At 70.5% G+C, this 24,507-nt stretch carries 22 protein-coding genes; 7 read left to right on the top strand and 15 right to left on the bottom strand.

The features are described from left to right. The first annotated feature begins 125 nt into the window (after positions 1 to 125). Entirely contained in the window at positions 126 to 848 is a 723-nt protein-coding gene (locus IE239_RS02735; RefSeq protein WP_190147591.1) for a 3'-5' exonuclease, read from the top strand. 371 nt (positions 849 to 1,219) lie between these two features. Here the strand turns inward: IE239_RS02735 and IE239_RS02730 are convergent, their stop codons facing one another. Next, positions 1,220 to 2,083: a phosphotransferase enzyme family protein gene (locus tag IE239_RS02730; RefSeq protein WP_190147590.1), complete on the bottom strand. Its 864-nt coding sequence runs from the start codon at positions 2,081 to 2,083 to the stop codon at positions 1,220 to 1,222. A 219-nt stretch (positions 2,084 to 2,302) separates the two neighbouring features. Between IE239_RS02730 and IE239_RS02725 the strand changes: the two genes are divergently transcribed. From IE239_RS02725 to mgt, 4 genes are all read left to right on the top strand, one after another. Then, complete coding sequence (locus tag IE239_RS02725) at positions 2,303 to 3,247, top strand: carbohydrate ABC transporter permease (protein WP_190147589.1); 945 nt, start codon at positions 2,303 to 2,305, stop codon at positions 3,245 to 3,247. Further along, positions 3,244 to 4,077 carry a carbohydrate ABC transporter permease gene (locus IE239_RS02720; RefSeq protein ID WP_190147588.1) on the top strand — a complete coding sequence of 278 codons (834 nt, stop codon included), beginning with the start codon at positions 3,244 to 3,246 and terminating at the stop codon, positions 4,075 to 4,077. The genes IE239_RS02725 and IE239_RS02720 overlap by 4 nt, the downstream gene beginning before the upstream one ends. Then, on the top strand, positions 4,077 to 5,351 hold the full coding sequence (locus IE239_RS02715; protein ID WP_190147587.1) for an ABC transporter substrate-binding protein: 1,275 nt from the start codon (positions 4,077 to 4,079) through the stop codon (positions 5,349 to 5,351). The genes IE239_RS02720 and IE239_RS02715 overlap by 1 nt, the downstream gene beginning before the upstream one ends. 387 nt (positions 5,352 to 5,738) lie before the next feature. Beyond that, on the top strand, positions 5,739 to 6,935 hold the full coding sequence (gene mgt, locus IE239_RS02710; protein ID WP_190147586.1) for a macrolide-inactivating glycosyltransferase: 1,197 nt from the start codon (positions 5,739 to 5,741) through the stop codon (positions 6,933 to 6,935). Positions 6,936 to 7,079: 144 nt separating this feature from the next. Here mgt and IE239_RS02705 read toward each other — a convergent pair whose 3' ends face one another. Further along, on the bottom strand, positions 7,080 to 9,347 hold the full coding sequence (locus tag IE239_RS02705) for an MMPL family transporter (RefSeq protein ID WP_190147585.1): 2,268 nt from the start codon (positions 9,345 to 9,347) through the stop codon (positions 7,080 to 7,082). A gap of 395 nt (positions 9,348 to 9,742) precedes the next feature. On the opposite strand from IE239_RS02705, the gene IE239_RS02700 reads away from it, so the two are divergent. Together IE239_RS02700 and IE239_RS02695 are read left to right on the top strand one after the other, a co-directional pair. Further along, entirely contained in the window at positions 9,743 to 10,291 is a 549-nt protein-coding gene (locus IE239_RS02700; protein WP_190147584.1) for a DUF1697 domain-containing protein, read from the top strand. 560 nt (positions 10,292 to 10,851) lie between these two features. Beyond that, positions 10,852 to 11,874 carry a ketopantoate reductase family protein gene (locus tag IE239_RS02695; RefSeq protein ID WP_190147583.1) on the top strand — a complete coding sequence of 341 codons (1,023 nt, stop codon included), beginning with the start codon at positions 10,852 to 10,854 and terminating at the stop codon, positions 11,872 to 11,874. Positions 11,875 to 12,791: 917 nt separating this feature from the next. Here IE239_RS02695 and IE239_RS02690 read toward each other — a convergent pair. From IE239_RS02690 to IE239_RS02640, 13 genes are all read right to left on the bottom strand, one after another. Further along, a complete protein-coding gene (locus tag IE239_RS02690; RefSeq protein WP_190147582.1) occupies positions 12,792 to 13,541 on the bottom strand; it encodes a sirohydrochlorin chelatase in 750 nt (249 codons plus the stop codon). A gap of 6 nt (positions 13,542 to 13,547) precedes the next feature. Continuing rightward, the gene (locus IE239_RS02685; protein WP_190147581.1) at positions 13,548 to 14,447 is read right to left on the bottom strand and encodes an ABC transporter permease; all 900 of its coding nucleotides are present in this window, start codon (positions 14,445 to 14,447) and stop codon (positions 13,548 to 13,550) included. Beyond that, positions 14,434 to 15,246 (bottom strand): ABC transporter ATP-binding protein, encoded by an 813-nt coding sequence (locus IE239_RS02680; protein ID WP_190147580.1) that lies wholly within the window; start codon positions 15,244 to 15,246, stop codon positions 14,434 to 14,436. Before IE239_RS02680 ends, IE239_RS02685 begins: the two co-directional genes overlap by 14 nt. Before the next feature lie 9 nt (positions 15,247 to 15,255). Continuing rightward, positions 15,256 to 16,368 carry an aliphatic sulfonate ABC transporter substrate-binding protein gene (locus tag IE239_RS02675; RefSeq protein WP_190147579.1) on the bottom strand — a complete coding sequence of 371 codons (1,113 nt, stop codon included), beginning with the start codon at positions 16,366 to 16,368 and terminating at the stop codon, positions 15,256 to 15,258. Between the two features lie 263 nt (positions 16,369 to 16,631). Then, complete coding sequence (locus tag IE239_RS02670; RefSeq protein ID WP_190147578.1) at positions 16,632 to 17,963, bottom strand: sulfate adenylyltransferase subunit 1; 1,332 nt, start codon at positions 17,961 to 17,963, stop codon at positions 16,632 to 16,634. Positions 17,964 to 17,965: 2 nt separating this feature from the next. Beyond that, positions 17,966 to 18,907 (bottom strand): sulfate adenylyltransferase subunit CysD, encoded by a 942-nt coding sequence (cysD, locus tag IE239_RS02665; RefSeq protein WP_190147577.1) that lies wholly within the window; start codon positions 18,905 to 18,907, stop codon positions 17,966 to 17,968. Continuing rightward, positions 18,904 to 19,440: an adenylyl-sulfate kinase gene (gene cysC, locus IE239_RS02660; RefSeq protein WP_229877721.1), complete on the bottom strand. Its 537-nt coding sequence runs from the start codon at positions 19,438 to 19,440 to the stop codon at positions 18,904 to 18,906. The genes cysD and cysC overlap by 4 nt, the downstream gene beginning before the upstream one ends. Positions 19,441 to 19,508: 68 nt before the next feature. Next, entirely contained in the window at positions 19,509 to 20,219 is a 711-nt protein-coding gene (locus IE239_RS02655; RefSeq protein ID WP_190147575.1) for a phosphoadenylyl-sulfate reductase, read from the bottom strand. After that, on the bottom strand, positions 20,216 to 20,404 hold the full coding sequence (locus tag IE239_RS41755; protein WP_229877719.1) for a PDDEXK family nuclease: 189 nt from the start codon (positions 20,402 to 20,404) through the stop codon (positions 20,216 to 20,218). Before IE239_RS41755 ends, IE239_RS02655 begins: the two co-directional genes overlap by 4 nt. Further along, entirely contained in the window at positions 20,401 to 22,098 is a 1,698-nt protein-coding gene (locus tag IE239_RS02650; RefSeq protein WP_190147574.1) for a nitrite/sulfite reductase, read from the bottom strand. The genes IE239_RS41755 and IE239_RS02650 overlap by 4 nt, the downstream gene beginning before the upstream one ends. Positions 22,099 to 22,225: 127 nt before the next feature. After that, entirely contained in the window at positions 22,226 to 22,309 is an 84-nt protein-coding gene (locus tag IE239_RS43230; protein ID WP_309486338.1) for a putative leader peptide, read from the bottom strand. A 149-nt stretch (positions 22,310 to 22,458) separates the two neighbouring features. Beyond that, complete coding sequence (locus IE239_RS02645) at positions 22,459 to 23,031, bottom strand: GNAT family N-acetyltransferase (protein WP_190147573.1); 573 nt, start codon at positions 23,029 to 23,031, stop codon at positions 22,459 to 22,461. A gap of 17 nt (positions 23,032 to 23,048) precedes the next feature. Then, positions 23,049 to 24,371: a hypothetical protein gene (locus tag IE239_RS02640; protein WP_190147572.1), complete on the bottom strand. Its 1,323-nt coding sequence runs from the start codon at positions 24,369 to 24,371 to the stop codon at positions 23,049 to 23,051. Positions 24,372 to 24,507 lie beyond the last annotated feature (136 nt).

Raw genomic sequence — 24,507 nt, 5'->3', positions numbered from 1 at the left:
GGGGGCGGTACCGGAAGCGGGGGCGGTGTCGCGGCCGCACAGGCGGAACGCGATCCTCTGATTGTCAGTGGCGCATGCGAGGGTGGAGACCACTGGGGGAAGCACCACCGAGAAGGGGGGCCATCATGGCCTGGTACCAGGAACTGCTGATCGGCTTCGACCTGGAGACGACCGGGACGGACCCGCGCGAGGCGCGCATCGTCACGGGAGCCGTGATCGAGGTCAGGGACGGGCAGGTCCTGGGCCACCGTGAGTGGCTCGCGGACCCGGGCGTCGAGATCCCGGCCGACGCGGTCGCGGTGCACGGCATCAGCAACGAGCGAGCCGCCGCCGAGGGCGCCCCCGGCGACCGGGTGGCGGACGCGATCGCGGACGTCCTCACCGCCTACTGGCGCACCGGCGTCCCGGTCGTGGCCTACAACGCCGCCTTCGACCTCACCCTCCTCTCCGCCGAGCTGCGCCGCCACGGCCTGCCCTCCCTGAGCGACCGCCTGGGCGGTGTCGACCCGGCGCCTGTCGTCGACCCGTACACCATCGACCGCTCGGTCGACCGCTACCGGCGCGGCAAGCGCAACCTCGAAGCGGTCTGCGCCGAGTACGGCGTGGCCCTGGAGTCCGCCCATGACGCCTCCGCCGACGCCCTGGCCGCGGCCCGCCTGGCCTGCGCCATAGCCGTCCGCCACCCCAAGGTCGCGTCCCTCGGCCCGGCGGAGCTGCACCGCCGTCAGATCGACTGGTACGCCGAGTGGGCGGCGGACTTCCAGGGTTTCCTGCGCCGCAAGGGGGACGCGGACGCGGTGGTGGACGCCGCCTGGCCGATGCGCGAGCCGGCCACCAGGCCCGCCTGAGCTTTCCGCCGACGCGCCGGGCCTCGAACAGCTCCCACAGCGGCCGCACCCCCGCACGCGGCCCCGCCTCGCTGACGGGCCGCCGGGTCGGAGATCCGCGGCGGGTCGAGTCGGTGTGCGGGTCGAGTCGGTGTGCGGTGCGCGTGGCGCGACGGCGGCGGGCCGTCCGGCCGGTCGGCCCCGTCGTCCGGGCGTGCGTCGAGGCCGTCCGCCCCGGGCCGCTCCGTCGCCTGCGGCGGGTCGAGTGCGCAGCGAGGCTCACACAGTGCGGCTCGCGCCGAGCGGTGCGTCCTGCCAGGACCGGACGGCGGATGCGCCGGGGGCGTTCTGGCCGGGCCCGACGGCGGTGCGCCACTGCCGCAGCACCCGGATCAGAACGGATACCACCGCACCCTCTCGTCGCCGTCCCGCAGCGACGCCACCCGGCGTCGGAACTCCGCGCGTGCCTCGGGGTTCGAGGGCGCGTGCTGGGCGACCCAGGCGCAGCTCGCGGTCTCGCGGGCGCCCCGCAGGACGCTGCAGCCCGCCCACTCCCGCACGTCCCAGCCGTATGCCTCGGTGAAGGAGTCGTAGTCCGAGACGGGCAGGCCGTACCGGTCGCGGGAGAGCGCCATGACTACCAGGTCGTGCTCGCGCAGATCGGCGGAGACCGTCTCCAGGTCGACCAGAACGGGGCCGTCGGGCCCGATGTGCACATTGCGGGGCAGCGCGTCCCCGTGGATCGGCCCCGGCGGCAGGTGCGGGGTGAGCGCGGCGGCGGCCGACGCGAACCCGTCGCGGCGCTCCCGCAGGAACGCCGCGTCCGCCGGATCGACGGCGTCGCCCGCGAGGCGCAGCCAGCGTTCTACCCCGGACAGCAGGTCGCGCGGCGGCAGCCCGAAGGAGGGGACGGCCAAGGAGTGCACCAGGCGCAGCAGTTCGGCCAGATCCCGCGGGGTCGCAGGCCGAACCGCGTCTGGCAGCCGGTGCCACACGGTCACCGGGAACCCCTCGGCCAGCACGGGCTCCGACACGGCCGCCCGCACCGCCGGGACTCCCGCGTCGGCGAGCCAGAAAGCGACGTCCAGCTCGCGCCGGGCCCGGCCGAGGAGTTCGGCGTCGCGCCCCACCTTCACCACCAGGTCACCGGCGGCGAACACCGCGTTCTCACCCAGGGCGAGCAGCCGCGCGTCGGCCGCCGGGCCGGGCAGCACCCCCGCCGCGGCCAGTACGTCGCGCGCCCGTGCCTCGTCCATCGTCCGCCTCCCTGTCGTTCCCCGCCCGGCCCGGTGGCCTTCTCCGCCCGGCCTCGTGTCCTTCTCCGCCAGGTCCACCGGACGGCATCGGGATCCGGCCATCCGACGGTCAGTGTCGCATTCGCCCGGACCGGACCGCGCGTATGGCGTCTTGACGTCGCACAGCGCCTTCACGACCATGGCGGAGCCCGTCGCAGCCGCGGTAAGGGGGACGTTCTCGTGACGTCGGCGACCGAGAGGAGCCGGCCGGCCCGGCCGGCCCGTCCGGCGACCGGCGCCGGAGCGCCGCGCGGCGTCGCCGGTCACGGCGCGTGGTTCCTCGTCCTGCCGGCCCTCGTCCCCATCCTGGTGCTGAGCGTCGGCCCGTTGCTGTACGGCATCCTGCTGGCGTTCACCGACGCGCAGTCGGGCCGTACCGCGCCCACCCGGTGGACCGGGGTCCTCAACTTCTCCGACCTGCTGCGGGACACGCTGTTCTGGGAGTCGTTCCGGATCGGACTGCTGTGGGCGGTCACCGTCACGGCCCTGCAGTTCCTCCTCGCGCTCGGCCTCGCCCTGCTGCTCGACCAGGACCTGCGGCTGCGCCGGACGGCCCGCGCCCTGGCCATCGTTCCCTGGGCGATGCCCGAGGTGGTCGTCGGCGTCATGTGGCGGCTGGTCTACAACCCGGACGCCGGCATCCTCAACGAGACCCTGCACGATCTGGGCCTCGGCGACGGACGGGACTGGCTCAGCGGGCTCGCGACCGCGCTGCCGGCGGTCATCGTCGTGGGCGTGTGGGCGGGCATGCCGCAGACGACGGTCACCCTGCTCGCCGGCCTGCAGAACACCCCGCCCGAACTGCACGAGGCGGCCGCCGTGGACGGCGCGGGCGCCTGGCGTCGCTTCAGGGCCGTCACCTGGCCCGCGCTCAGGCCCATCGCGCTCGCCATCACGGCGCTCGACTTCATCTGGAATTTCAACAGCTTCGCCCTGGTGTACGTGCTGACCAACGGCGGACCCGGCGGCCGCACCCGGCTGCCCATGCTCTTCGCCTACGAAGAGGCCTTCCGCTACGGCCAGTTCGGCTACGCGGCGGCGATGGGGTGTGTGATGGTCGCGGTGGTCTCGGTGTTCCTGGCCCTCTTCCTGGTGGGACGGATCAGGGGAGGCGACGGAGGATGAGGACCCGCCCCGCGGCCCGCGTCGCCCAGTACACGGCTCTGCTCGCCTATCTCGTCTTCCTCCTCCTCCCGTTCCTGTGGCTCCTCTCCGTAGCGTTCAAGCCGCCCCGTGAACTGGGCAGCCTGCACCCCACCTGGATCCCGAAGGACCCCACCCTCGCCAACTTCCGCCAGGCCTTCGACGAACAGCCTCTGCTGCACGCCGCGTTCACCTCGCTGCTCGCCGCGTCGAGCGCCGCCGTGATCGCCGTCGCGCTCGCCACCCCGATGGCGTACGTCATGGCCCGCCGGCGCACCCGGCTCGCCCGGGCCGCGTCAGGATGGGTGGTGGTCAGCCAGGCGTTCCCGTTCGTGCTGGTGATCATCCCGCTGTTCCTGGTGCTGAAGAAGCTGCGGCTGATCGACTCCGTGCCGGGACTGGTGACGGTGTACGTGGTGTGGTCGCTGCCGTTCGCGCTGTGGATGCTCGTCGGCCACGTCAGGACCGTCCCCGTCGAACTGGAGGAAGCAGCGGCGATCGACGGCGCGGGCCGGCTGCGGACACTCGTCTCGGTGACCGCGCCGCTGCTCGCTCCCGGCATCGTGGCGACGGCGCTGTTCGCGTTCGTCACGGCGTGGAACGAGTTCTTCTTCGCGCTGGTGTTGCTGAAAACGCCTGAGAAACAGACGCTGCCGGTCGTGCTGACCCATTTCATCGGCGCGGAAGGGGCGGCCGACCTCGGACCGCTGGCCGCCGCCGCGTTCCTCGCCACCCTGCCCTCGCTGGCCGTGTTCGCGCTCATCCAGCGGCGCATCACGGGCGGCAGGCTCGCCGGGGCGGTGAAGAGCTGATGCGCGCGAGACTGCTCGCCCTGGTGGTGCTGCTGCTCCTCGCGGGCTGCTCTTCCGGCAGCGGACCCGGCGACGGCCCCGTCACTCTGCGCTTTCAGTCCCTGGCCTGGCAGGAGGAGTCCGTCACGGCCGTCAGGGAACTGGTCGCGCAGTGGAACGCCACCCATGCCGACGTCAAGGTCGAGTATGTCCAAGGCGGTTGGGACAGCGTGCACGACCAGCTTCTCACCTCCTTCGAGGGCGGCGAGGCGCCCGACATCATCCACGACGCCTCCGACGACCTCGCGGACTTCGCCTACGGCGGCTACCTCGCCGACCTGACGGACCTGCTGCCTGCCGGCCTCAAGTCGGACATTCCCCGACGCAGCTGGGAGACGACGACGTTCGGCGGCCGCGTCTACGGCGTGCCGTTCCTGCAGGAGCCGCGCGTCCTCGTCGCCAACGCGACCTGGCTGAGGCGGTCCGGTGTGCGGATCCCGACTCCCGGACACCCCTGGAGCTGGCCCGAGTTCCGTCAGATCACCCGACGGCTCAGCGGCGACGGGAAGTACGGCGTTGCCTGGCCCCTGAAGGAGCCCGTCTCCGCCACCCTCAACCTCTCCCTGTCGGCCGGCGGCCGGCTCTTCCACCGGGACGCGGACGGCGACGTCACCGTCCGCTTCGAAGCCGGCGACGCGGTCGTCCCGCGCACCGTCCACGACCAGATCGGCGCCGACCGCAGCGCGTCGCCCACGACGCTGGGCAGCGGCGGCTCGGACATTCTGCCGGGATTCTTCGGGGGCCGGTACGCGATGGTGCCGCTCGGCTTCTCCTACCGGCAGCAGATCGTCCAGCAGGCGCCCGAGGGCTTCCGCTGGCATGTGCTGCCCGCCCCCGCGGGCGCCGACGGACCGGCCCAGGGCGTCAGCCCGCAGACGCTGTCGGTCGCCGCCGACAGCCGTCACAAGAAGGCGGCCGTCGCCTTCCTCGCCTTCCTGCTCCGGCCGGAGAACATGGTGCGCCTCGCGCTGGGCGACTGGATGCTGCCGACCGGGACGCAGGCGCTCGCCGACCCCGCCCTGCACACCGCGAAGGACGACTGGGCGGTCGGCACGGCCCTCGCCGCCTACCTGCGCCCCGCGCCCGCGCAGTCCGTGCGGGGCTATCCCGAGTGGAAGGACAAGGTCGCCACCCCCGCCTTCCAGGAGTACTACAGCGGCGCGATCGGCCTCGACGAACTGCGCGAGCGCCTGGAGAAGGACGGCAACCTGGTACTGGCCCGTTACCAACGCTGAGCGGCAGGTTCACGGCGGGACGGAAACTGGTTTCTGGCGGTGCGCAAACCGGTTCCTGGTGGAGCGGAACTGGTTCCTGGTGGAGCGGAACTGGTTTCTGGCGGGACGGAAACCAGTTTGTGGCGGGGCGGAAACCGGTTCCTGGTGGGGGCGGAAACTGGTTTCTGGTGGGGCGCCGATCCGGCTCTCCGTCAGCAACGGTCAGACCTCGCCAGGAACGCTCAGGGCCGGTAACCGTCGATCCCCGGCAGCAAAGGTCGGTTCGCGCCGCGTCCGCTTGTCGAAGACGGTGGACGGCGCCCGTCCGTTCGGTGCCGGATCCCGAACGGATGGGCGGCCGCGGCAAACCGATTGCACGAGACGTATCGTCTTGCCTACGGTCGGGGCATGACCAGTCGCCCCGCCCACATCGCCATGTTCTCCATCGCCGCGCACGGCCACGTGAACCCGAGCCTGGAAGTCATCCGCGAACTCGTCGCACGCGGGCACCGGGTGACGTACGCGATTCCCCCCGTCCTCGCCGAGAAGGTCTCCGCCACCGGCGCCGAGGTCAAGCCGTGGCACTCGATCCTGCCCTCGCCCGACGACGACCCCACCGCCTGGGGCAGCACACTCCTCGACCATGTGGAACCCTTCCTGGCCGACGCGATCCAGGCGTTGCCCCGGCTGATCGAGGCCTACGACGGGGACCTGCCGGATCTGGTGCTGCACGACATCGCCTCCTATCCGGCCCGCGTCCTCGCCCACCGCTGGGGCGTCCCCGCGATCTCCCTCTCGCCCAACCTGGTGGCCTGGGAGGGATACGAGGAGGAGGTCGCCGAACCCATGTGGGCCGAGCCGAGGCAGACAGATCGCGGAAAGGCTTACTACGCCCGTTTCCACGCCTGGCTCGAGGAGAACGGGATCACCGAGCACCCCGACCGCTTCGTCGGCCGCCCCGCCCGCTCCCTCGTGCTGATCCCCAGGGCCCTCCAGCCGTGCGCCGACCGGGTCGACGACAGCGTGTACACGTTCGTCGGCTCCTGTCAGGGCGACCGGGCCGACGAGGGGGAGTGGACCCGGCCCGCCGGCGCGGACAGGGTCGTCCTCGTGTCGCTCGGCTCGACGTTCACCGACCGGCCGGACTTCTACCGGGAGTGCGTGCGGGCCTTCGGGGAGCTGCCCGGCTGGCACCTCGTGCTCCAGATCGGCAGCCGCGTCGACCCCGCGGCCCTGGGAGCCGTTCCCGACAACGTCGAAGTGCACACCTGGGTACCGCAGTTGGCGATCCTCAGGCAGGCGGACCTGTTCGTCACGCACGCCGGCGCGGGCGGCAGCCAGGAGGGGCTGGCCACGGCGACGCCGATGATCGCCGTACCCCAGGCCGTGGACCAGTTCGGCAACGCCGACGTGCTCCAGGGCCTCGGCGTGGCCCGGCACGTCCCCACGGCACAGGCGACGGCCGAGGTCCTCCGGGAGGCCGCCCTGGCCCTCGTCGCCGACCCGGAGGTCGCGCGCCGACTGGAGGCGATCCAGGCCGAGACGGCCGTCGAGGGCGGCACGCGCCGCGCCGCGGACCTGATCGAGGCCGAACTCCCGGCCTGACCTAACGCTGCGCCGACCGCGCCTCGACCGCGCCTCGACCGCGCCTCGACCGTGCCTCGACCGCGCCTCGACCGGGCGCAGCCGAGGGCTCGTCGACTCCCCCGGGAGGTCGACGAGCCCTCGGCCCGACGCGGCTCGGCAGGATCAGACGCTCAGCCGCTCGCCCTCGTCGTCCCGCGCCGCCGGAGCGATCGCCCCAGGCGCCTCGTCGTGGGTGAGGTCGGGCAGTCGGTGCAGCCACTTCGGCAGGTACCAGTTGCGCTCACCGAGCAGCGCCATCACGGCAGGCAGCAGCACGCCCCGGATGATCGTCGCGTCGATCAGGACGGCCGCCGCCAGACCCACGCCCATCTGCTTCATGGACTGCATGGACAGCGTTCCGAAGATCGCGAACACGGCGACCATGATGACGGCGGCGCTGGTCACCACGCCCGCCGTGGTGACCACGCCGTGCCGGATGGCCTCGTTCGTCGGGAGCCCCCGCAGCCGCGCCTCACGGATCCGCGAGACCACGAACACGTGGTAGTCCATCGACAGGCCGAACAGGATCACGAAGAGGAACAACGGCAGCCAGGTGATGATGGCGCCCACGCCCTCCGCCCCCACCAGCGACGCGCCCCAGCCGTGCTGGAAGACGGCCACGAGGATGCCGTAGGCCGCGCCCACCGACAGCAGGTTGAGCACGATCGACGTGATCGCGATCGTCAGGGAACGGAACGACAGCAGCATCAGCAGGAAGGCGAACAGCACGACGAACGCGAAGACGGGCGCGACGGCTCCGGCCAGCTGGTCGTTGAAGTCCTTCGACCCCGCCACCTGGCCGGTGATCGGGGCCCGCACACCTTCGACCTTGCCCAGCGTGGCGGGCCGCACCTCGTCGCGCAGCGTGTCCAGGCTCGCACCCGCCTTGTCCAGGTCGGAGCCCCCGACCAGCGGCACGTACACGTACGCGACGTTCTGCGCGTCGTGCAGCTTGATCTCGACCGGTCCGCGCGAGGCGCCCGAGCTGATCGCCTGCTGCCTGAACTGCTCCAGCGCCGTCCTCACCTCGGGGGCGTTGATGTCGTCCGCCTTGACGATCACCTCGGCCGGCTCGGAGCCCCCGGGGAAGGCGTCGTTGACCCGGTTGTAGGTCTGCACGATGGGCAGGGAGTCGCCGAACTCCTGGTCCAGGGTGAGGTTCTGGGTCTTCATACCGACCGCCGGAGCGGCGACGGCGAGCAGCGCGCCGGCCGCGACGACCATCGACACGCCGGGCTTGGCGAGGACGACCTTCAGCACGGCGCTCCAGAACCGGCTGCCCTCGTTGCTCTGCCTGCGCCCCGCCTTCCGGCGGCGCCGGTCGGGGTGCAGAAACGGAATCCGTCCCTTTTCCACGCGCTCGCCGAGCAGCGACAGCAGCGCCGGCAGCACCGTCACCGAACCGACCATGGCGACCGCGACCACCATCAAGGACGCCAGGCCCATCGCCTCGAACGTGGCGAGCCCGGTGAACAGCATGCCCGCCATGGCCACGCACACGGTCACCCCGGAGACGATCACGGCCCGGCCGCTGGTGGCGGCGGCAATTCTGAGAGCGGTTTCCGGGTCACGTCCCGCCGCCCGCTCCTCGCGCTCACGGCGCAGGTAGAACAGGCAGTAGTCGACGCCCACGGCCAGACCGACCAGGAGCATCACCGAACTGGCGGTGTCGTCCATCGGCTGGAAGTGGCTGACGATGCTCATCAGACCGGTCGTCGCCATGATCGCGGTGATCGCCAGGGCCACCGGCAGCAGCGCCGCGACCAGCGCGCCGAAGGCGATCAACAGGATGCCCAGTGCCACCGGCACCGCCGAGTACTCCGCCTGCTGGAAGTCGTCGCCGAACGCGTCGCCGAACGTCTTCGCCATGCTGGCGCCGCCGATCTCCTCGATCCGCAGCGAGGAGTGCTCCTGCCGGACGCCGTCCACGGCCTTGAGCACCGGCCCCACCCGGTCGCCCGCGGTGTCGGAGTCGCCGCGCATGTCGAACCGGACGAGCGCGCTGCGGCCGTCCTTGGAGATCGTCTTCGTCTCGTACGGCGAGGTCACGTCGCTGACCAAGCCGGTCTTGCCGACGGCCGCGACGACCGCGGTGACGGCGGCCCTGAACTCCGGGTCCGTGGCCTTGACGGAGCCGTCCTTCGACTGGATGAGGACCGTCTCACCGGCCGGCTCGTCGATGCCGGCGTCCTCGACGATCGTGGCCGCCGTACGGGTCTCGCCCCCGAGCCGGTCGCTCTCCTTGACGTCGACCGTGCCCGCCGCCGACCCGATCCCCATGGCCAGGACGACGAACAGCACCCAGACGCCCACCGCGGCCCATCGGTGCCGGGCGCTCCAGCCGCCCGCCCGCGCGGCGAGGCCGCGCACCCGTATTTCTCCGTTGACCATGACGGGCCTGCCCCCTTGTGATGCGATGGCAGCACCGCGCCGCCACCTTTCGATTCGAAGGTATGGGCTGGATAAGGCCGTCTCCTCGTGCTGCCCGGTGAAGTGCCGGGCGCGCGACTCCTCCCGTCGGACCCCGCCGTCTCACCGCTGGGGAGGACGGCGGCCCCTTACATCTATCCGACGGCCTCGGGGGCGGTGATCAGGGTGGGGCCGGCCGCCGGGTGAGGGAGGAGGGATTACGCAGGTTTGTTGAACAAGTCACGGACCTGTGGAGAAGTGCGCCAGGTGTTGATTCCCGCCCCGTCGACCGGCAAGAGTTTCCTTTCGGTTCCCCACTCCGGCCGCGGCCGACGTGCCCACCCCCACGGGGCACGACGGCCGCCTATGGTGGGCGGATGACGACGACGTACGCGGCCCTGCTGCGGGGCATCAACGTGGGCGGCAGCAGAAAGGTCCCGATGGCCGACCTGCGGGCTGTGCTGGAGGGGATCGGCCACGGCGACGTGCGCACCTACCTGCAGAGCGGCCAGGCCGTGTTCTCCAGCGCGCACGGCGACGAGGAGAACCTCGCGGCCGGCCTCACCGCGGCGATCGAGGAGCGGTTCGGCTTCGCCGTCGACGTGATCGTCCGCGACCATGCCTATCTGAAATCGGTTGCTGAGGCCTGCCCGTATCCAGCGGCCGAGCTGACGGCCAAACAGCTCCACGTCACCTACTGCTCAGCCCCCCTCGACGAGGAGCGCTACGCCGGCATCGACCGCGCCGCGTACCTCCCCGAAGAGTTCCGCCTCGGCGACCGCGCCCTGTACCTCTACGCCCCCGACGGACTGGGCCGCTCCAAACTCGCCGAACAACTGGCCAAGCCCCGTTTGAGCAAGGGCCTCATCGCCACGACCCGGAACTGGAACACCGTCGTCAAACTGGTGGAGATGACGCAGGTTTGACCCTGCACGGGGGGCGGTGAGCCGCGGGGCGGCGGAGAGACCGCGCGCCTCTCCGAGGCGCATGGGGCTGGGGGTTGGGCTGGTTTTGGCTGAGGTTGGGACGGGAGTTGTGGCCGAAGCGGGGGCGGGTGTCGGGGTGGAGGTCGGGGTTGAAGTTGCGGTTGCGGATGCGGATGCGGTTGGGAGTATGAGGGCGAGGGCGAGGGTGAGGAAGCGCAGAGCGGGGAGGGGACGCGAGCGAGGTGGGGGGATTTTGTACCACGACGGCGACGGCGGCGGGGAGTTCGCCGGGGGCGCCGGGAGCGCGCGGGGAAAGCGCGAGGAAAACGCGGGGAAACGCGGGGAAACGCGGGGAGTGCTCGGGTAGTTGCCGACCTGAAGGCAGCGGGCCCCGGATCGGGTCCGTCGCCGGGCTCGGCTCTCCCGGGGAAAGCGGTTCCCCACTGTTACAGGGGGAAGCGTCGGATCGCGCCGTCGAGGTTCGGCGCCTCCGCGCCGGGGACCGAGCGGCACGCTGAACCCCGTCGCCTGCGGCGGCACGGCTGTGCGAGGCTCGTCCCATGCGCTACATCATCATCGGGGCAGGGGCGATCGGCGGAACGGTCGGCGGGCGGCTGGCGGAGGCCGGGCAGGAGGTCGTCCTGGTGGCGCGAGGCGCGCACCGGACCGCGCTCGCCGAGGACGGACTACGGCTCAGGGTGCCGGAGGGCGAGCTGACGCACCAACTGCCCGTGGTGGCCGGACCGGACGAACTCGGCACACTGCGAGCCGACGACGTTCTCGTCCTCGCCGTGAAGACCCAGGACAGCGAGGCGGCGCTCCAGGCATGGGGCCCTGCCCCGGTCGCGGGCGGGGGCACGGCGGCCGAGCGGCTGCCGCTGGTCTGCGCCCAGAACGGAGTGGAGAGCCCGCGGCTGGCCCTGCGCCGTTTCCGGCGCGTCTACGCCGTCTGCGTCTGGCTGCCCTCCACCCACAGGGAGCCCGGCGTCGTCTCCGCCGCCGGCACCCCGCTCACCGGGATCCTCCACCTCGGCCGCTACCCGCACGGCGCCGACGACGCGATCCGCAGTATCGCCGCCGACCTGGAGAAGGCGCACTTCGAGGCGCCGGTCGTTGCGGACGTCGCCCGCTGGCAGTACGCCAAACTGCTGTCCAATCTCGGCAACACCCTCGAAGCGGTGAGCGGGCCGGTCTCCGGCCCCTCTGCCGAGGCGCTGCTCGAGCGGGTGAGGGCGGAAGGCGCGGCCGTGCTCGACGCAGCCGGCATCGCGTACACGAGCGTGGAGGAACAGCGGGCGGCCCGCGGCGACAAGGTCACCCTCGTCCCCCTCGACGGAGTCCCGCGCGGTGGCGGTTCCTCCTGGCAGTCCCTCAGCCGCGGCGCGGGCAGCATCGAAGCCGACTATCTCAACGGCGAGATCGCGCTGCTCGGCCGTCTGCACGGCGTGCCGACCCCGCTGAACGAATTGCTGCAACGGCTTGCGAATGCGTTCGCCCAGCAGCGGAAGGCACCGGGGTCCCTGCCCCTGCCCGAGCTCATCCGCCTGGCGGACGACGCCGTCGGGGCGCTTCGGGCCGACTGAGGGCGGCCGGTTCCTGGGCGGGCCCGGGACGAGACTCGGACAGCGAGAAGGGCGGACCGGCCGGCCGGGGCATCGGGCAGGGAAGCGGCCCGGGCGATACGGGCGGCTTGGACATCAGAACGCCTGTACGCCCGCCCGCCTGGATGTCTATGCGTCCGGGCACCGGGGCGTGTGGACGCCGATGGCGGGACGTCTGGGCGGGTTGTGTCGGGTGGTCACCGTTTGCGGTCGGGGGCGGCGGTAACTGGTTACGAGCTGTGCGGACGTGGGCGAGTTGGGCGTGCGGTAACCGGTTACGAGAGGTTGGGAGCAGTAAGCGGATAGCAACGGCTTGCTGCAGTTCAGGGCGTGTGGGGACGGTAACCGATTGCGGGTCGTTGCACGCTACGCACGCTGCGCGCTCGCGGCCCCATACACGCGCAACGCCTCCGCGACGCAGTCAGTTGCCCACCACGCCCGTCCATCCGTCGCCCGCCATCCGCCCTCTCCGGAGGATGTGAAACCACGACGGGCCGCGAAGACCGGGCTGCGACGAGTTACCGCCCGCCCATGGACCTGGGCCGAACGCGGTCTGCCGTCTGCCGCGTACCGTCTGCCGTAAGTTGTAAGCGCCTCGTCGCGGGCCGACCCCGTCGCCGGCACAGCGGTAGAGACCCCGGTCAGTGGGTGCGGCAGATCCGGACGGCGACCACGTACCCGCAGATCTCCGTCGCCGCCCGACCTCTGACCCCGCTGCTCGTCATGCCGAGTGTGCGCCGCCGGCCACCGGTGCCCGTGCCTCGTTCGCTGACAGGTGTCGTCGTGCCCGGGAGACGGAGTCCGGGCGATCGCCTCGGGCTCGCAGGTTCAGGCAGCCGGCGTCGAGACTGTGCTTGGACTACCGCACCGCGCCGCCACGGTGCACGTCACCCGGCCGGTCAGGCTCCGACGGCCGCCAGCGCGGGCGCTCGCGCAGAGTCGTAGCGGCTCAGCAGAACCCGGGCCACCTCGGGTGCCGGACCCAGTACGCCGGCCAGGACGTCCGCCTCGGTCGCGCCCCGCGCGATGCGGTCCGGCAGGAAGCCGGGAGCCAGGACGTAAGGTGCGACGGCGACCCTCGAGCAGCCCAGCGCCCGCAGTTCGCGGACCGCGTCCTCGGTGCGCGGAAGAGAGGCGGAGGCGAACGCAGGCCGCACGGCACACCAACCGGTGCGCCGCCACTCCCGCGCGATTTCTGCGATCACCGCGATCGCCTCCGGGTCCGTGGACCCCGCCGAGGCCAGTACGACCCCGGTCGAGGACTTGTCCGCGGGCGTCAACCCCGCCTCGTACAACCGCCGCTCCAGGGCGGTCAGCAGCAGAGGGGACGGGCCGAGCACGTCGGCCTGCCGAATCCGCAGCTGCGGGGGTGCGTCCCGCAGGACCGCCGGAATGTCCGCCTTCGCGTGAAAGGCCCGGGTCAGCAGCAACGGCAGAGCCACCGCGTCGCGCACGCCTTCCGCGGCGAGCGACTCCAGCACCCCATGCACGGACGGGACGTTGAAATCCAGGAAACCGGTTTCCACGCGCAGCCCCGCACGCAGGGACCGTACACGTCGCACGAGGGCGTCGACGGTCGCGGCGTGCCGCGGATCGCGGCTGCCGTGGGCGATCACCACGAGGACGGGGAGGACAGGTTTCTCGGGCATACGGCCTCAGCTCTTCACCAGCAGGCCGCGACTGCGCAGCACCCACCGCTCCAGCGGGCTGAAGATCAGCAGGTCGATGGCGATGCCGACCAACAGGATGAGCAGGATCGCCTCGAACACCATCGACATGTCACTGGCGTTGCGTCCGTTCTCCAGCAACTGACCGAGTCCCACTCCGAGATCGGGGAAGGACGCGATGATCTCCGCCGCCATCAGGGAACGCCACGAGAACGCCCAGCCCTGCTTCAGCCCCGCCACGTATCCGGGCAGCGCGGCCGGCAACGTGATGTAAACGGTTCCCCGCAGCCCTGTCGCACCCATGGTGCGTCCGGCACGCAGGAACAGCGGGGGCACCTGGTCGACGCCGGACACCAGTCCGTTGGCTATGGACGGAACCGCGCCGAGGAGGATCACCGCGTACATCATCGAGTTGTTCAGGCCCAGCCACAGCACGGCCGGCGGCACCCATGCCACCGACGGCAGCGACTGCAGGCCCGACAGGATCGGCCCGATCGCCGCCCGCACGAACTTCACCCGTGCCACCAGCAGCCCGAGCGGGGTGCCGAGTGCGAGGGCGAAGAGGAAGCCGAGCAGACCGCGCGAGACACTGGTCCAGATGTAGCCGAGCAGCTCGCCCTGGAGCCAGGCGTCCCGCAGCGTGTTCCAGACGTCGAGCGGAGAGACCAGTTTCGTCGGATCGTCGACGACCTTGAAGGTGATCTGCCAGACGACCAGCAGCAGTGCGGTCGCGACGATCGGCGGCAGGATCTTGTCGACGAACGTCCGCCGGAAGGGGACGCGCCCGGCGGGCGTCACCACGTCAAGCGCGTCGAGACCCGCCTCCACGCCGGCCAGCGCCGTGGAGGCCGGCTTCGTCGCCGTCGTCTTCGTCTCAGTGCTGGCCATGACGGCGGATCTCCCCACGCAGGACTTCGGTGATCTCGATGGACAGTTCCGCCACGGGGGCGTCCTCGATCCGGCGCGGCTGCGGGATGTCCACCGTCCACTCGCGCGCCACCCGCCCGGGCCGGGAGGACAGCAGGACGACTCGTTGCGCGAGCCGCACCGCCTCGCGGACGTTGTGCGTGACGAAGAGGACGGACAGTCCCGTCTCCTCCCAGATCCGGGTCAGCTCGTCGTGCAGCACATCGCGCGTGATGGCGTCCAGAGCCGCGAACGGCTCGTCCATCAGCAGCAGTCGGCTTTCCTGCGCCAGTGCGCGGGCCATCGCCACGCGCTGTCGCATACCGCCGGAAAGTTCGTGAACGCGCTTTCGATACGCGCCCTTCAGACGGACCAGTTCGAGCAGTTCCTCGGCCTTGCCGCGCCGGTCGGGCTTCGCGACTCCACGGAGTTTCAGCGCGAGTTCGATGTTCTTGCCGGCGGTCAGCCAGGGGAAGAGCGCGTGTTCCTGGAACATCAGCGCGGCACGGCCGTCCGTGGTGATGGTGCCGGCGGTGGGTTCGTCCAGCCCGGCCACCAGGTTCAGCAGCGTGGACTTCCCACAGCCCGAGGCTCCCAGGAGGGTGACGAACTCGCCGGGAGCGACGTCGAGGGTGATGTCGTCCAGGACGAGCTGCTGCCCGCCGGGTCCCGCGAAGGACTTCGAGACGTGGTCGAGGCGAGCCGCGTACTCCACCGATTCAACGGTCTCGGCGGCCTCGGCGAGGGTCGTGGCCATGGTCGTCACCTCCTGGGAACTCATCGGATTCGGTCAGCTGGCGCCGAGACCGGCGTCGTCGACCACGGACTCGCCCTCGGCCTTGAGGACCTTGTTCAGGATCGACACGTCGTAGATGCCCTTGAGGTCGGGCTGCTTCAGCAGGCCCGCCTTGACCGCGTGCTCCGCCTCGGTGCCGAGCGTGGAGGCCAGCGGGTCGTTGATGAACTGGATCGACGCCCACGCCGGGTCCAGGACCTTCGTGGGCAGCGCCTTGCCGGAGTCTGCCTCCAGCTGCCTGTTGGCGGACGCCTTCGCCTTCACCGGGTTGGCGTTGATCCACTTGTTGGTCTCGACCGAGCCCTTCAGCACGGCCTCGACGACTCTCGGGTGCTCCGCGAGGAACTTCTGCGACACGATGATGTTCGTGATCACGAACTTCTTGTCGGGCCACAGCGACGCCTCGTCGAGCAGTACCTTGCCGCCCTCGGCGACCAGCTTCGACGCGGTCGGCTCCGGTACCCAGGCGCCGTCGACGGAACCGGCCTTGAAGGCGTCGGGCGTCACCTTGTTGTCGCTGCGGACGACCGTGACGTCGCCCTTGCCGCTCTGCGCGTCGACCTTCCAGCCCTGCTCCGAGATCCAGTTCAGAAACGCGACGTCCTGCGTGTTTCCGAGCTGGGGCGTGGCGATCCTCTTCCCTTTGACGTCCCCGACAGACTTGATCTTGTCCGGGTCGACGACGAGCTTCACACCGCCGGACGCCGAACCGCCGATGATGCGCAGGCTCTTGCCGTCGGACTTGGTGTAACCGTTGATCGCCGGGGACGGGCCGATCCAGCCGATGTCGATGGAACCGGCGTTCAGCGCCTCGATCTCGGAGGGACCCGCGTTGAAGGTCGCGTACGAGGCCTTGGTCGCGCCCAACGCCTTCTGGAAGATGCCCTGGTCACGACCGACCAGCGCCGTCCCGTGGGTGAGGTTGCCGAAGTAGCCGATCTTGACGGTGTCGAGCCCGTCGATCTTCTTCGATCCGGCGGCGACCTTCTCGTTGGCGTTGTCTTCCTTGGCCTGCGACCCGTAACCGCAGGCGGCCAGGGTCAGCAGGGGAAGGGCCGCCGCGGCCGCGACGGCGCGGCGAAGGGAAGCAGAGCGTTTGGCAGGCACGGGAGGGGTTCCTCTCGTTGGCCCGGCGGTCACGGTTTTTCAGGTCGTGGCCGGGAAATCGGCTGAGGGTCTTCGTCGCTTCCGGGGCGGGGGATTACCCGCCCACGGGCGAAGTCGAGCGTGGGGGGACGGGGCGCGCAGGCAGTGCGCGTACGTCAGTGCGCACATCGGCCCACTCCGCCCTGCCCGCTCCCGAGGGCGCCGCTGCCGACACGGCCGCCCTCCTTCGCGAACGTCGAGTAGAAATCGGTTGAGTTCACGATTCAGAAGTCCCAGCCGTCGTCGGACGGGTCCTTGACCGGCTCCGGCGCGGCGAACGACTCGCCGACCATGCCCGCGGTGAGCGTGGTGCCGTCGGACGGGTCGATCAGGATGAACGAGCCCGTGCGGCGGGAGTCTGCGTAGGAGTCCACCGGCAGCGGCTCCGCGGTACGGATCTTCACCCGGCCGATGTCGTTGGCGGCGAGCTGCCCCGGGTGCGGGTGAAGGGACAGGTCATCGAGCGTGAGACGGGACGGGATGTCCTTGACGATCGCCTTGACCGTGCGGGTGCCGTGCTTGATCAGCACGCGGTGTCCGACCGTCAGCGGCTGGTCGGCGACATGGCACACGGTCGCCTCGACGTCCTGCGTGGTGGCCGGAGCGTCCTTGGTGGGCACGATCAGGTCGCCCCGCGAGACGTCGATGTCGTCCGCGAGCAGCACCGTCACCGACTGGGTCGTCCACGCGGCGTCGACCGGTTCGCCCAGCAGGTCGATGCCGGCGATCGTCGACGTACGGCCGGACGGCAGCACCGTGACCGGCTCGCCCACCCGGAACGTGCCCGCGGCGATCTGGCCGGCGTATCCCCGGTAGTCCGGGTGCGCGGCGGTCTGCGGCCGGATCACGTACTGCACGGGCAGGCGCGCGTGGCAGTGCGCCAGATCATGGCTCACGGGAACCGTTTCCAGGTGTTCCAGGAAGGTCGGCCCGCCGTACCAGTCCATGTTCGCCGACGGATCCACCACGTTGTCCCCGGCGAGCGCCGAGATCGGGATGGCGGTGACCTCGGGAACGCCCAGCTCGCTCGCGTACGCCGTGAACTCCTCGGCTATCGCTGCGAAAACGGTTTCTCGATACTCGACCAGGTCCATCTTGTTGACGGCGAGCACCACGTGCGGGACCCGGAGCAGAGCCGCGATGGCCGCGTGTCGACGCGTCTGTTCCACGACGCCGTTGCGGGCGTCGACCAGGATCACCGTCAGCTCGGCGGTGGAGGCGCCCGTCACCATGTTGCGGGTGTACTGCACGTGGCCGGGGGTGTCGGCGAGGATGAAGCGGCGCCGGGGAGTGGCGAAGTAGCGGTAGGCCACGTCGATGGTGATGCCCTGCTCGCGCTCGGCGCGCAGGCCGTCGGTGAGGAGCGCCAGATCGGGAGCGTCCTGACCACGGCCGGCCGAGGCGCGCTCCACGGCCTCGAGCTGGTCGGTGAGGATCGACTTGGAGTCGTGCAGCAGCCGGCCCACCAGGGTGGACTTGCCGTCGTCGACGGAGCCGGCGGTGGCGAACCGCAGCAGGGTCGTTTCCGAGAGTGGCTCGGCGGTGATGGTGCTCATGCTTAGAAGTACCCCTCGCGCTTGCGGTCTTCCATCGCGGCTTCGGAGAGCTTGTCGTCGGCGCGTGTCGCGCCGCGCTCGGTCAGCCGGGAGGCGGCGATCTCGGCGATGACGTCGTCCAGCGTCACGGCGTCGGAGTCCACGGCGCCGGTGCACGACATGTCGCCGACGGTCCGGTACCTCACGAGACGCTTCTCAACGGTTTCACCGTCTTTCGGGCCGCCCCACTCGCCTGCGGTCAGCCACATGCCGCCGCGCTGGAACACGTCCCGCTCGTGCGCGAAGTAGATCTCGGGGAGCTCGATGCCCTCACGGGCGATGTACTGCCAGACGTCCAGCTCGGTCCAGTTGGACAGCGGGAAGACGCGGACGTGCTCGCCGGGCGCGTGCCGGCCGTTGTACAGGTTCCACAGCTCGGGCCGCTGCCGGCGCGGGTCCCACTGCGAGAACTCGTCCCGCAGGGAGAACACGCGCTCCTTGGCGCGAGCCTTCTCCTCGTCACGACGTCCGCCGCCGAAGACCGCGTCGAACTTCTCCGACTGGATCTTCTCCGTCAGCGGAAGCGTCTGCAACGGGTTACGCGTCCCGTCGGGACGTTCCTTCAGCGCGCCGCGGTCGATGTAGTCCTGCACGGAGGCCACGTGCAGCCGCAGTCCGTGCTCGGCCACCACGCGGTCGCGGTATTCCAGCACCTCGGGGAAGTTGTGCCCGGTGTCGACGTGCAGCAGCGAGAAGGGGATCACGGCCGGCGAGAACGCCTTGAGCGCCAGGTGCAGCATGACGATGGAGTCCTTGCCGCCGGAGAAAAGGATCACCGGCCGCTCGAACTCGCCCGCCACCTCGCGGAAGATGTGCACCGCCTCGGACTCCAGCGAGTCCAGGTGACTCAGGGCGTACGGGCTGACCGTGCCCTCCTCCCCGGTCTGGGCGACGATCGTCGTCATGCCAGTCCCCTCTCGCTGAGCAGGGCGTACACCGACGCCGCGGACTCCTGCACGGTCTGCTCCTGTGAGTCGATCCGCAGGTCGGGCGTCTCGGGCGCCTCGTACGGGTCGTCGACCCCGGTGAGGCCGGTGAGTTCGCCTGCCGCCTGCTTGGCGTACAGGCCCTTCACGTCACGTACCGAGCACACCTCGACGGGGGTGGCCACATGCACCTCCAGGTAAGCGGTTCCACTTTCCTGGTGACGCTTGCGCACCGCTTCGCGACTGTCGGCGTACGGTGCGATCACCGGCACAAGCGCTTTCACGCCGTTACGGGCCAGCAGCTCGGCCAGGAAACCGATGCGCTGCACATTGACGTGCCGGTCCTCGCGGCTGAAACCGAGGCCCGCGGAGATGAACTCGCGGATCTCGTCGCCGTCGAGCACCTCGACGAGGTGGCCCTCCTCGCGCAGCCGGCCGGCCAGCTCGAACGCGATGGTGGTCTTGCCGGCGCTCGGCAGACCCGTGAGCCAGACGGTGGCTCCGGTCGTCACGTGGTTCTCCCGGTTCGTAGAAGTGAGGGTGGGTTCGGGGGCGTTCGGGGAATCGGCGGTCATCGCGGTCAGCCGTGCAGCCCGCACTCGGTCTTGGACCGTCCCGCCCAGCGGCCGGCCCGCGCGTCCTCGCCCTCCAGGACCCGACGAGTGCAGGGTGCGCACCCGACCGACGTGTAACCGTCCATCAGGAGCGGGTTGGTCAGCACGCCGTGCTCGGTGACGTAGGCGTCCACGTCGTCCTGGGTCCAGCGGGCGATCGGCGAGACCTTGACCTTCTGCCGCTTCTCGTCCCAGCCGACGACCGGTGTGGCCGCCCGGGTCGGCGACTCGTCGCGCCGCAGGCCGGTGGCCCAGGCCCGGTAGCCCTTGAGCCCCTCCTCCAGCGGCTGCACCTTGCGCAGCTTGCAGCACAGGTCGGGGTCGCGGTCGTGCAGTTCGGGCCCGTACTCGGCGTCCTGCTCGGCGACGGTCTGACGCGGGGTGAGCGTGATGACGTTGACGTCCATCACGGCCTCCACCGCGTCCCTGGTCCCGATGGTCTCGGGGAAGTGGTAACCGGTGTCGAGGAAGACGACGTCCACGCCCTTCAGGGCTCGGGACGCCAGGTGCGCCACGACGGCGTCCTCCATCGAGGACGTCACGCAGAACTGCGTGCCGAAGGTGTCCACCGCCCACTGGAGGATCTCCAGGGCGGACGCTTCCTCCAGGTCGCGGCCCGCCTGCTCCGCCAGCGCCTTCAACTCGTCGGTCGTACTGGCTTCCTGAATGGCCGTCATGTCTGGTCCCCTCCCGTGTCGGTCCGCTGAACGCGCCGGGTGAGCAGCCCGAGGAACTTCAGCTGGAATGCGCGGTTGCACGCCCCGCATTCCCAGGCACCGTGAACGCCCTCCAGGGCTTCGCTCGGCCGAAGGTCCTCGTCGCCGCAGTAAGGGCAGTAGAAAGGGGCCGCCCGCTCGCTCATGAGAGGGCCTCCTCGCTGGCCCGCGAAGCCCAGGCGGCGAACCGCTCGCCGTCTTCGCGCTCTTCCTGGAACCGCCTCAGCACACGTTCCACGTAATCCGGCAGTTCGTCCGAGGTGACCTTGAGTCCCCGGACCTTGCGACCGAAACCGGCTTCCAGTCCGAGTGCACCGCCCAGGTGCACCTGGTAGCCCTCCACCTGTCGGCCCTGGTCGTCCAGGACCAGCTGGCCCTTGAGACCGATGTCCGCGACCTGGATGCGGGCGCAGGCGTTCGGACACCCGTTGAGGTTGATGGTGAGCGGCTCGTCGAACTCCGGGAGACGGCGCTCCAGTTCGTCGATCAACGCTGAACCGCGCTGCTTGGTTTCGACGATGGCGAGCTTGCAGTACTCGATGCCGGTGCAGGCCATGGTGCCGCGCCGGAAGGCAGAGGGCCGGGCGGTGAGGTCCAGGGCTTCCAACGCCTCGACCAGCGACTCGACCTGCGCTTCCTCGATGTCGAGAACGATCATCTTCTGCTCTACGGTGGTACGCACCCGGCCCGAGCCGTGCGCCTCGGCGAGTTCGGCGATCTTCGTCAGGGTGGTGCCGTCCACGCGCCCGACGCGCGGTGCGAAACCGACGTAGAAACGGCCGTCTTTCTGACGGTGCACGCCGACGTGGTCGCGCCAACGCTCGACCGGCTCGGCCGGGGCGGGGCCGTCGACCAGTTTGCGCTCGAGGTACTCGTCCTCCAGCACCTGCCGGAACTTCTCCGGGCCCCAGTCGGCGACCAGGAACTTGAGACGGGCGCGGTTGCGCAGCCGCCGGTAACCGTAGTCGCGGAAGATCGAGACGACGCCCTCGTGGACGTCCGGCACCTCGTCCAACGGGACCCAGGCGCCGAGCCGCACGCCGATCTTCGGGTTCGTCGACAGGCCGCCACCCACCCACACGTCGAAGCCCGGACCGTGCTCGGGGTGGTGCACGCCGACGAACGCGACGTCGTTGATCTCGTGCGCCACGTCCAGCAGCGGTGAGCCGGAAACCGCGGTCTTGAACTTGCGGGGCAGGTTCGAGAAGGCCGGGTTGCCGATGATGCGGCGGTGGATCTCCTCGACGGCCGGAGTGCCGTCGACGATCTCGTCCTCGGCGATGCCGGCGACGGGTGAGCCGAGGATGGTGCGCGGCGTGTCACCACAGGCCTCCGTGGTGGACAGGCCGACCGCCTCCAGGCGGTTCCAGATCTCCGGCACGTCCTCGATGCGGATCCAGTGGTACTGGACGTTCTGCCGGTCGGTGATGTCGGCCGTGCCGCGCGCGAACTCCTGCGAGATCTCGCCGATCACACGCAGCTGCTCGGTGGTCAGCCGCCCGCCGTCGATGCGTACCCGCAGCATGAAGAACCTGTCGTCCAGCTCCTCCGGGTCCAGGATCGCGGTCTTGCCGCCATCGATCCCGGGCTTGCGCTGGGTGTACAGGCCCCACCAGCGCATCCGGCCGCGCAGATCGCTGGGGTCGATCGAGTCGAAACCCCGTTTGGAGTAGATCGTCTCAATGCGTGTCCGCACGTTGAGACCGTCGTCGTCCTTCTTGAACTGTTCGTTTCCGTTGAGCGGGGTGAAGTGACCCGCGGCCCACTGGCCCTCGCCGCGGTGACGGCTCACCTTGCGGCGGGGAGTCGCGGCGGCAGGGTTCTGCGGGTTGGCGGCCATGGGTGATACGTCCTTCGGGACAGGCGGGAAACGGCTCTGACCTGCGCGTACGGGCGCATGGAAAAACCGTGCGCATCATTGCGCAGGCGGGAGGCTCTTGCGGAGACGTCGGCGGTGCTGCGGCTCGTCAGCTCGCCGGACAGATGGCGCTGGACATGCGGCCGAGATCGACGTGCCGCCGACTCACCAAGGCAATTCCAGTTCCGGACATGACGGAAGCGTGTCACGGCGATCTGGACACAGTCCAGCTTCGTCCGAGATGCGGACACCCTTGTCTCGCTTTTCGAGACAAGGGTGTCCTCGATCACATGGGCTGCGCGCCTCTTGTCCGTGCAGGCCAGGACAGGTAAGAGCGGCAGCTCAGGCGGGGAAGGCCCCCGGCCACGGGCCCGGCGCGGACGCCTCGGGCCGCTCCTCGACCTTGGTGTCGAACAGCTTGAAACCGCGCCGCTGATAGTTGTCCATCGCATGCTCGCCGTCCAGGCTGCAGGTGCGCAGCCACACCCGCTCGGTCTGCGGCAGCCCGGGCCAGCGCTCCGCGAGGTCCCAGGCCCGTGCGGCGCCGTACGACAGCAGGTGCCCGCCGATCCGTCGCCCGCGGAAGGCGGGGAGCAGGCCGAAGTAAACGATCTCCACGGTTCCGTCGTCCTGCGGCTCCAACTCGACGTACCCCGCCGGTGTGCCCCGGTCATGGGCGACCCAGGTCTCCACCCCCGGACGCATCAGGCGCTCCTGCCACTGCGCGTGCGTCCAGCACAGCCGGTCGATCCAGCAGATGTCCCCGCCGACGGACGCGTACAGGAACCGGCTGAGCTCGGGAGAGGGGACTTCGGCACGGACGATCCGGACGTCGCCCTCTGGCGCAGCGGCCGGGAGGAGGTCGTTCGGGTCCGTCTGCTCCAGGGACCACGTGGTCACGGGGATGTTGGCCATGCCCGTCAGGGAATCATCTACTCCGTCGTTCTGTCGATCGAGGCCAGCGGCAGCGCGAAGAGCGCCCGGCCCGACTGCGTCCAGACCTCGCCGGTCGCCTCCCAGTAAGAAAGGGATTCTGTCTGCGGGCTCCAGCAACTGTGCGTCTCTGCGGCGCCGCACACGGCAGCGCCCGAAGCGCTCGCCTTGCCGCCCGCCTTGTCGGCATCCGCTGTCTGTCGCCACAGCGTTCCGAGCCGGTCGCTCGGACCGGCGGCACGGGTCACGTACCACTGCTCCCCGTAGGACAGCACGCCCCGCACTCCGGTCAGTTTCGTCTCGTACGCCTGAGGGGAATGGACCTGCCCGGCGGCGTCCGCCGCGAGCAGCCCCGCCCGCCCGGGGGCGGCACTGAAGGGGTAACGCCACAGACGCGCCCCGCGATCGCCGTCGTCGAGGGTCCATTCGCCGGCCACCAGGCTGTCCGGCACGGTGCTGCGGTCCAGAGAAACCGTTGCCGGTCGCGGGGCGTCGGAGCCGCCGCTCAGTTCGTAGGAACCGACGGCCGGCAGCACGAAGCGGTAACCGTGTGCCGACCAGCCGCCCGGCACCCTGCCGACGGCGTCCCCGGAGACCGTGGCGCGCTGGATGCGGTTCATGTCGTAGACGTAGAGCGCGGCCCGGTCCCCGTCGTCGGCGGTAACCAGCAGCTTGTCCTGGTACCAGACCATCCCCGAGACATGGGAGACCAGCCCACGGTAGTCCCGCCCGCCGTCGACCGGGACAGCGAGCAGTGCCCAGGTGTAGGAAAGGTGGTTGAGATCACCCGCCTTCACGAAGCCGACCCGGGCCAGCCCGTGGTCGGCCGTCGTTCCGCCGCTGCGAGACCAGCCCGAGAGGATCACCCGGTTCGCGCCCCAGACGCCGTCGTCGTCCGCGTCCCCCGACGTGGTGACCGCACCTGCCCGCCACCCCTGGGTGTCGTCCGTGTTCCAGCAGTACGCCCGCGTGGCCGTGGGGGAGAGGGGCAATGCTCTGCGCTCCGCCTGCGAACAGTCGATCGCGTCCCGCAGGGTGCGGTCGGCCTCGTCCAGTACGGCACTGACGCCGACCGGCCGGCCCATCCCGGCGGCGAGCCGGTCGAGAGCGGCCCCTGGTACCAGATCTTCCCTCAGCTGCAGTTTCCTGGTCTCGGCTGACGTGGTGATCGGTTTCAGGGGTCCCGGGCCATCGTGGGTGACCGTCGCCTGAGAGGCACTGATCATGGTGGCGGCAGCGGTCAGCGCGAGGGCCGTTCCGGACAGAAACGCCCGCAGTGCCCTGCCTCGCCTGCGTCGGCGGTGTCGGCCGCGTTGTCTCATTCGTCCTCCCCAGCGGGCCAACTGCGCCTGATCATTCCTACGTTGACCGAGGAGCAGGTGGGGTGACCCGTAGGGGGATGCTACGGCAGTCGGCCACCGCAGAGGACGAAGACTGCGCAAATATGCGGAAGACGCC

It is taken from the genome of Streptomyces humidus, assembly GCF_014649655.1.
Lineage (GTDB): Bacteria > Actinomycetota > Actinomycetes > Streptomycetales > Streptomycetaceae > Streptomyces > Streptomyces humidus.
This window is presented reverse-complemented; position numbering and strand designations above follow the sequence as displayed.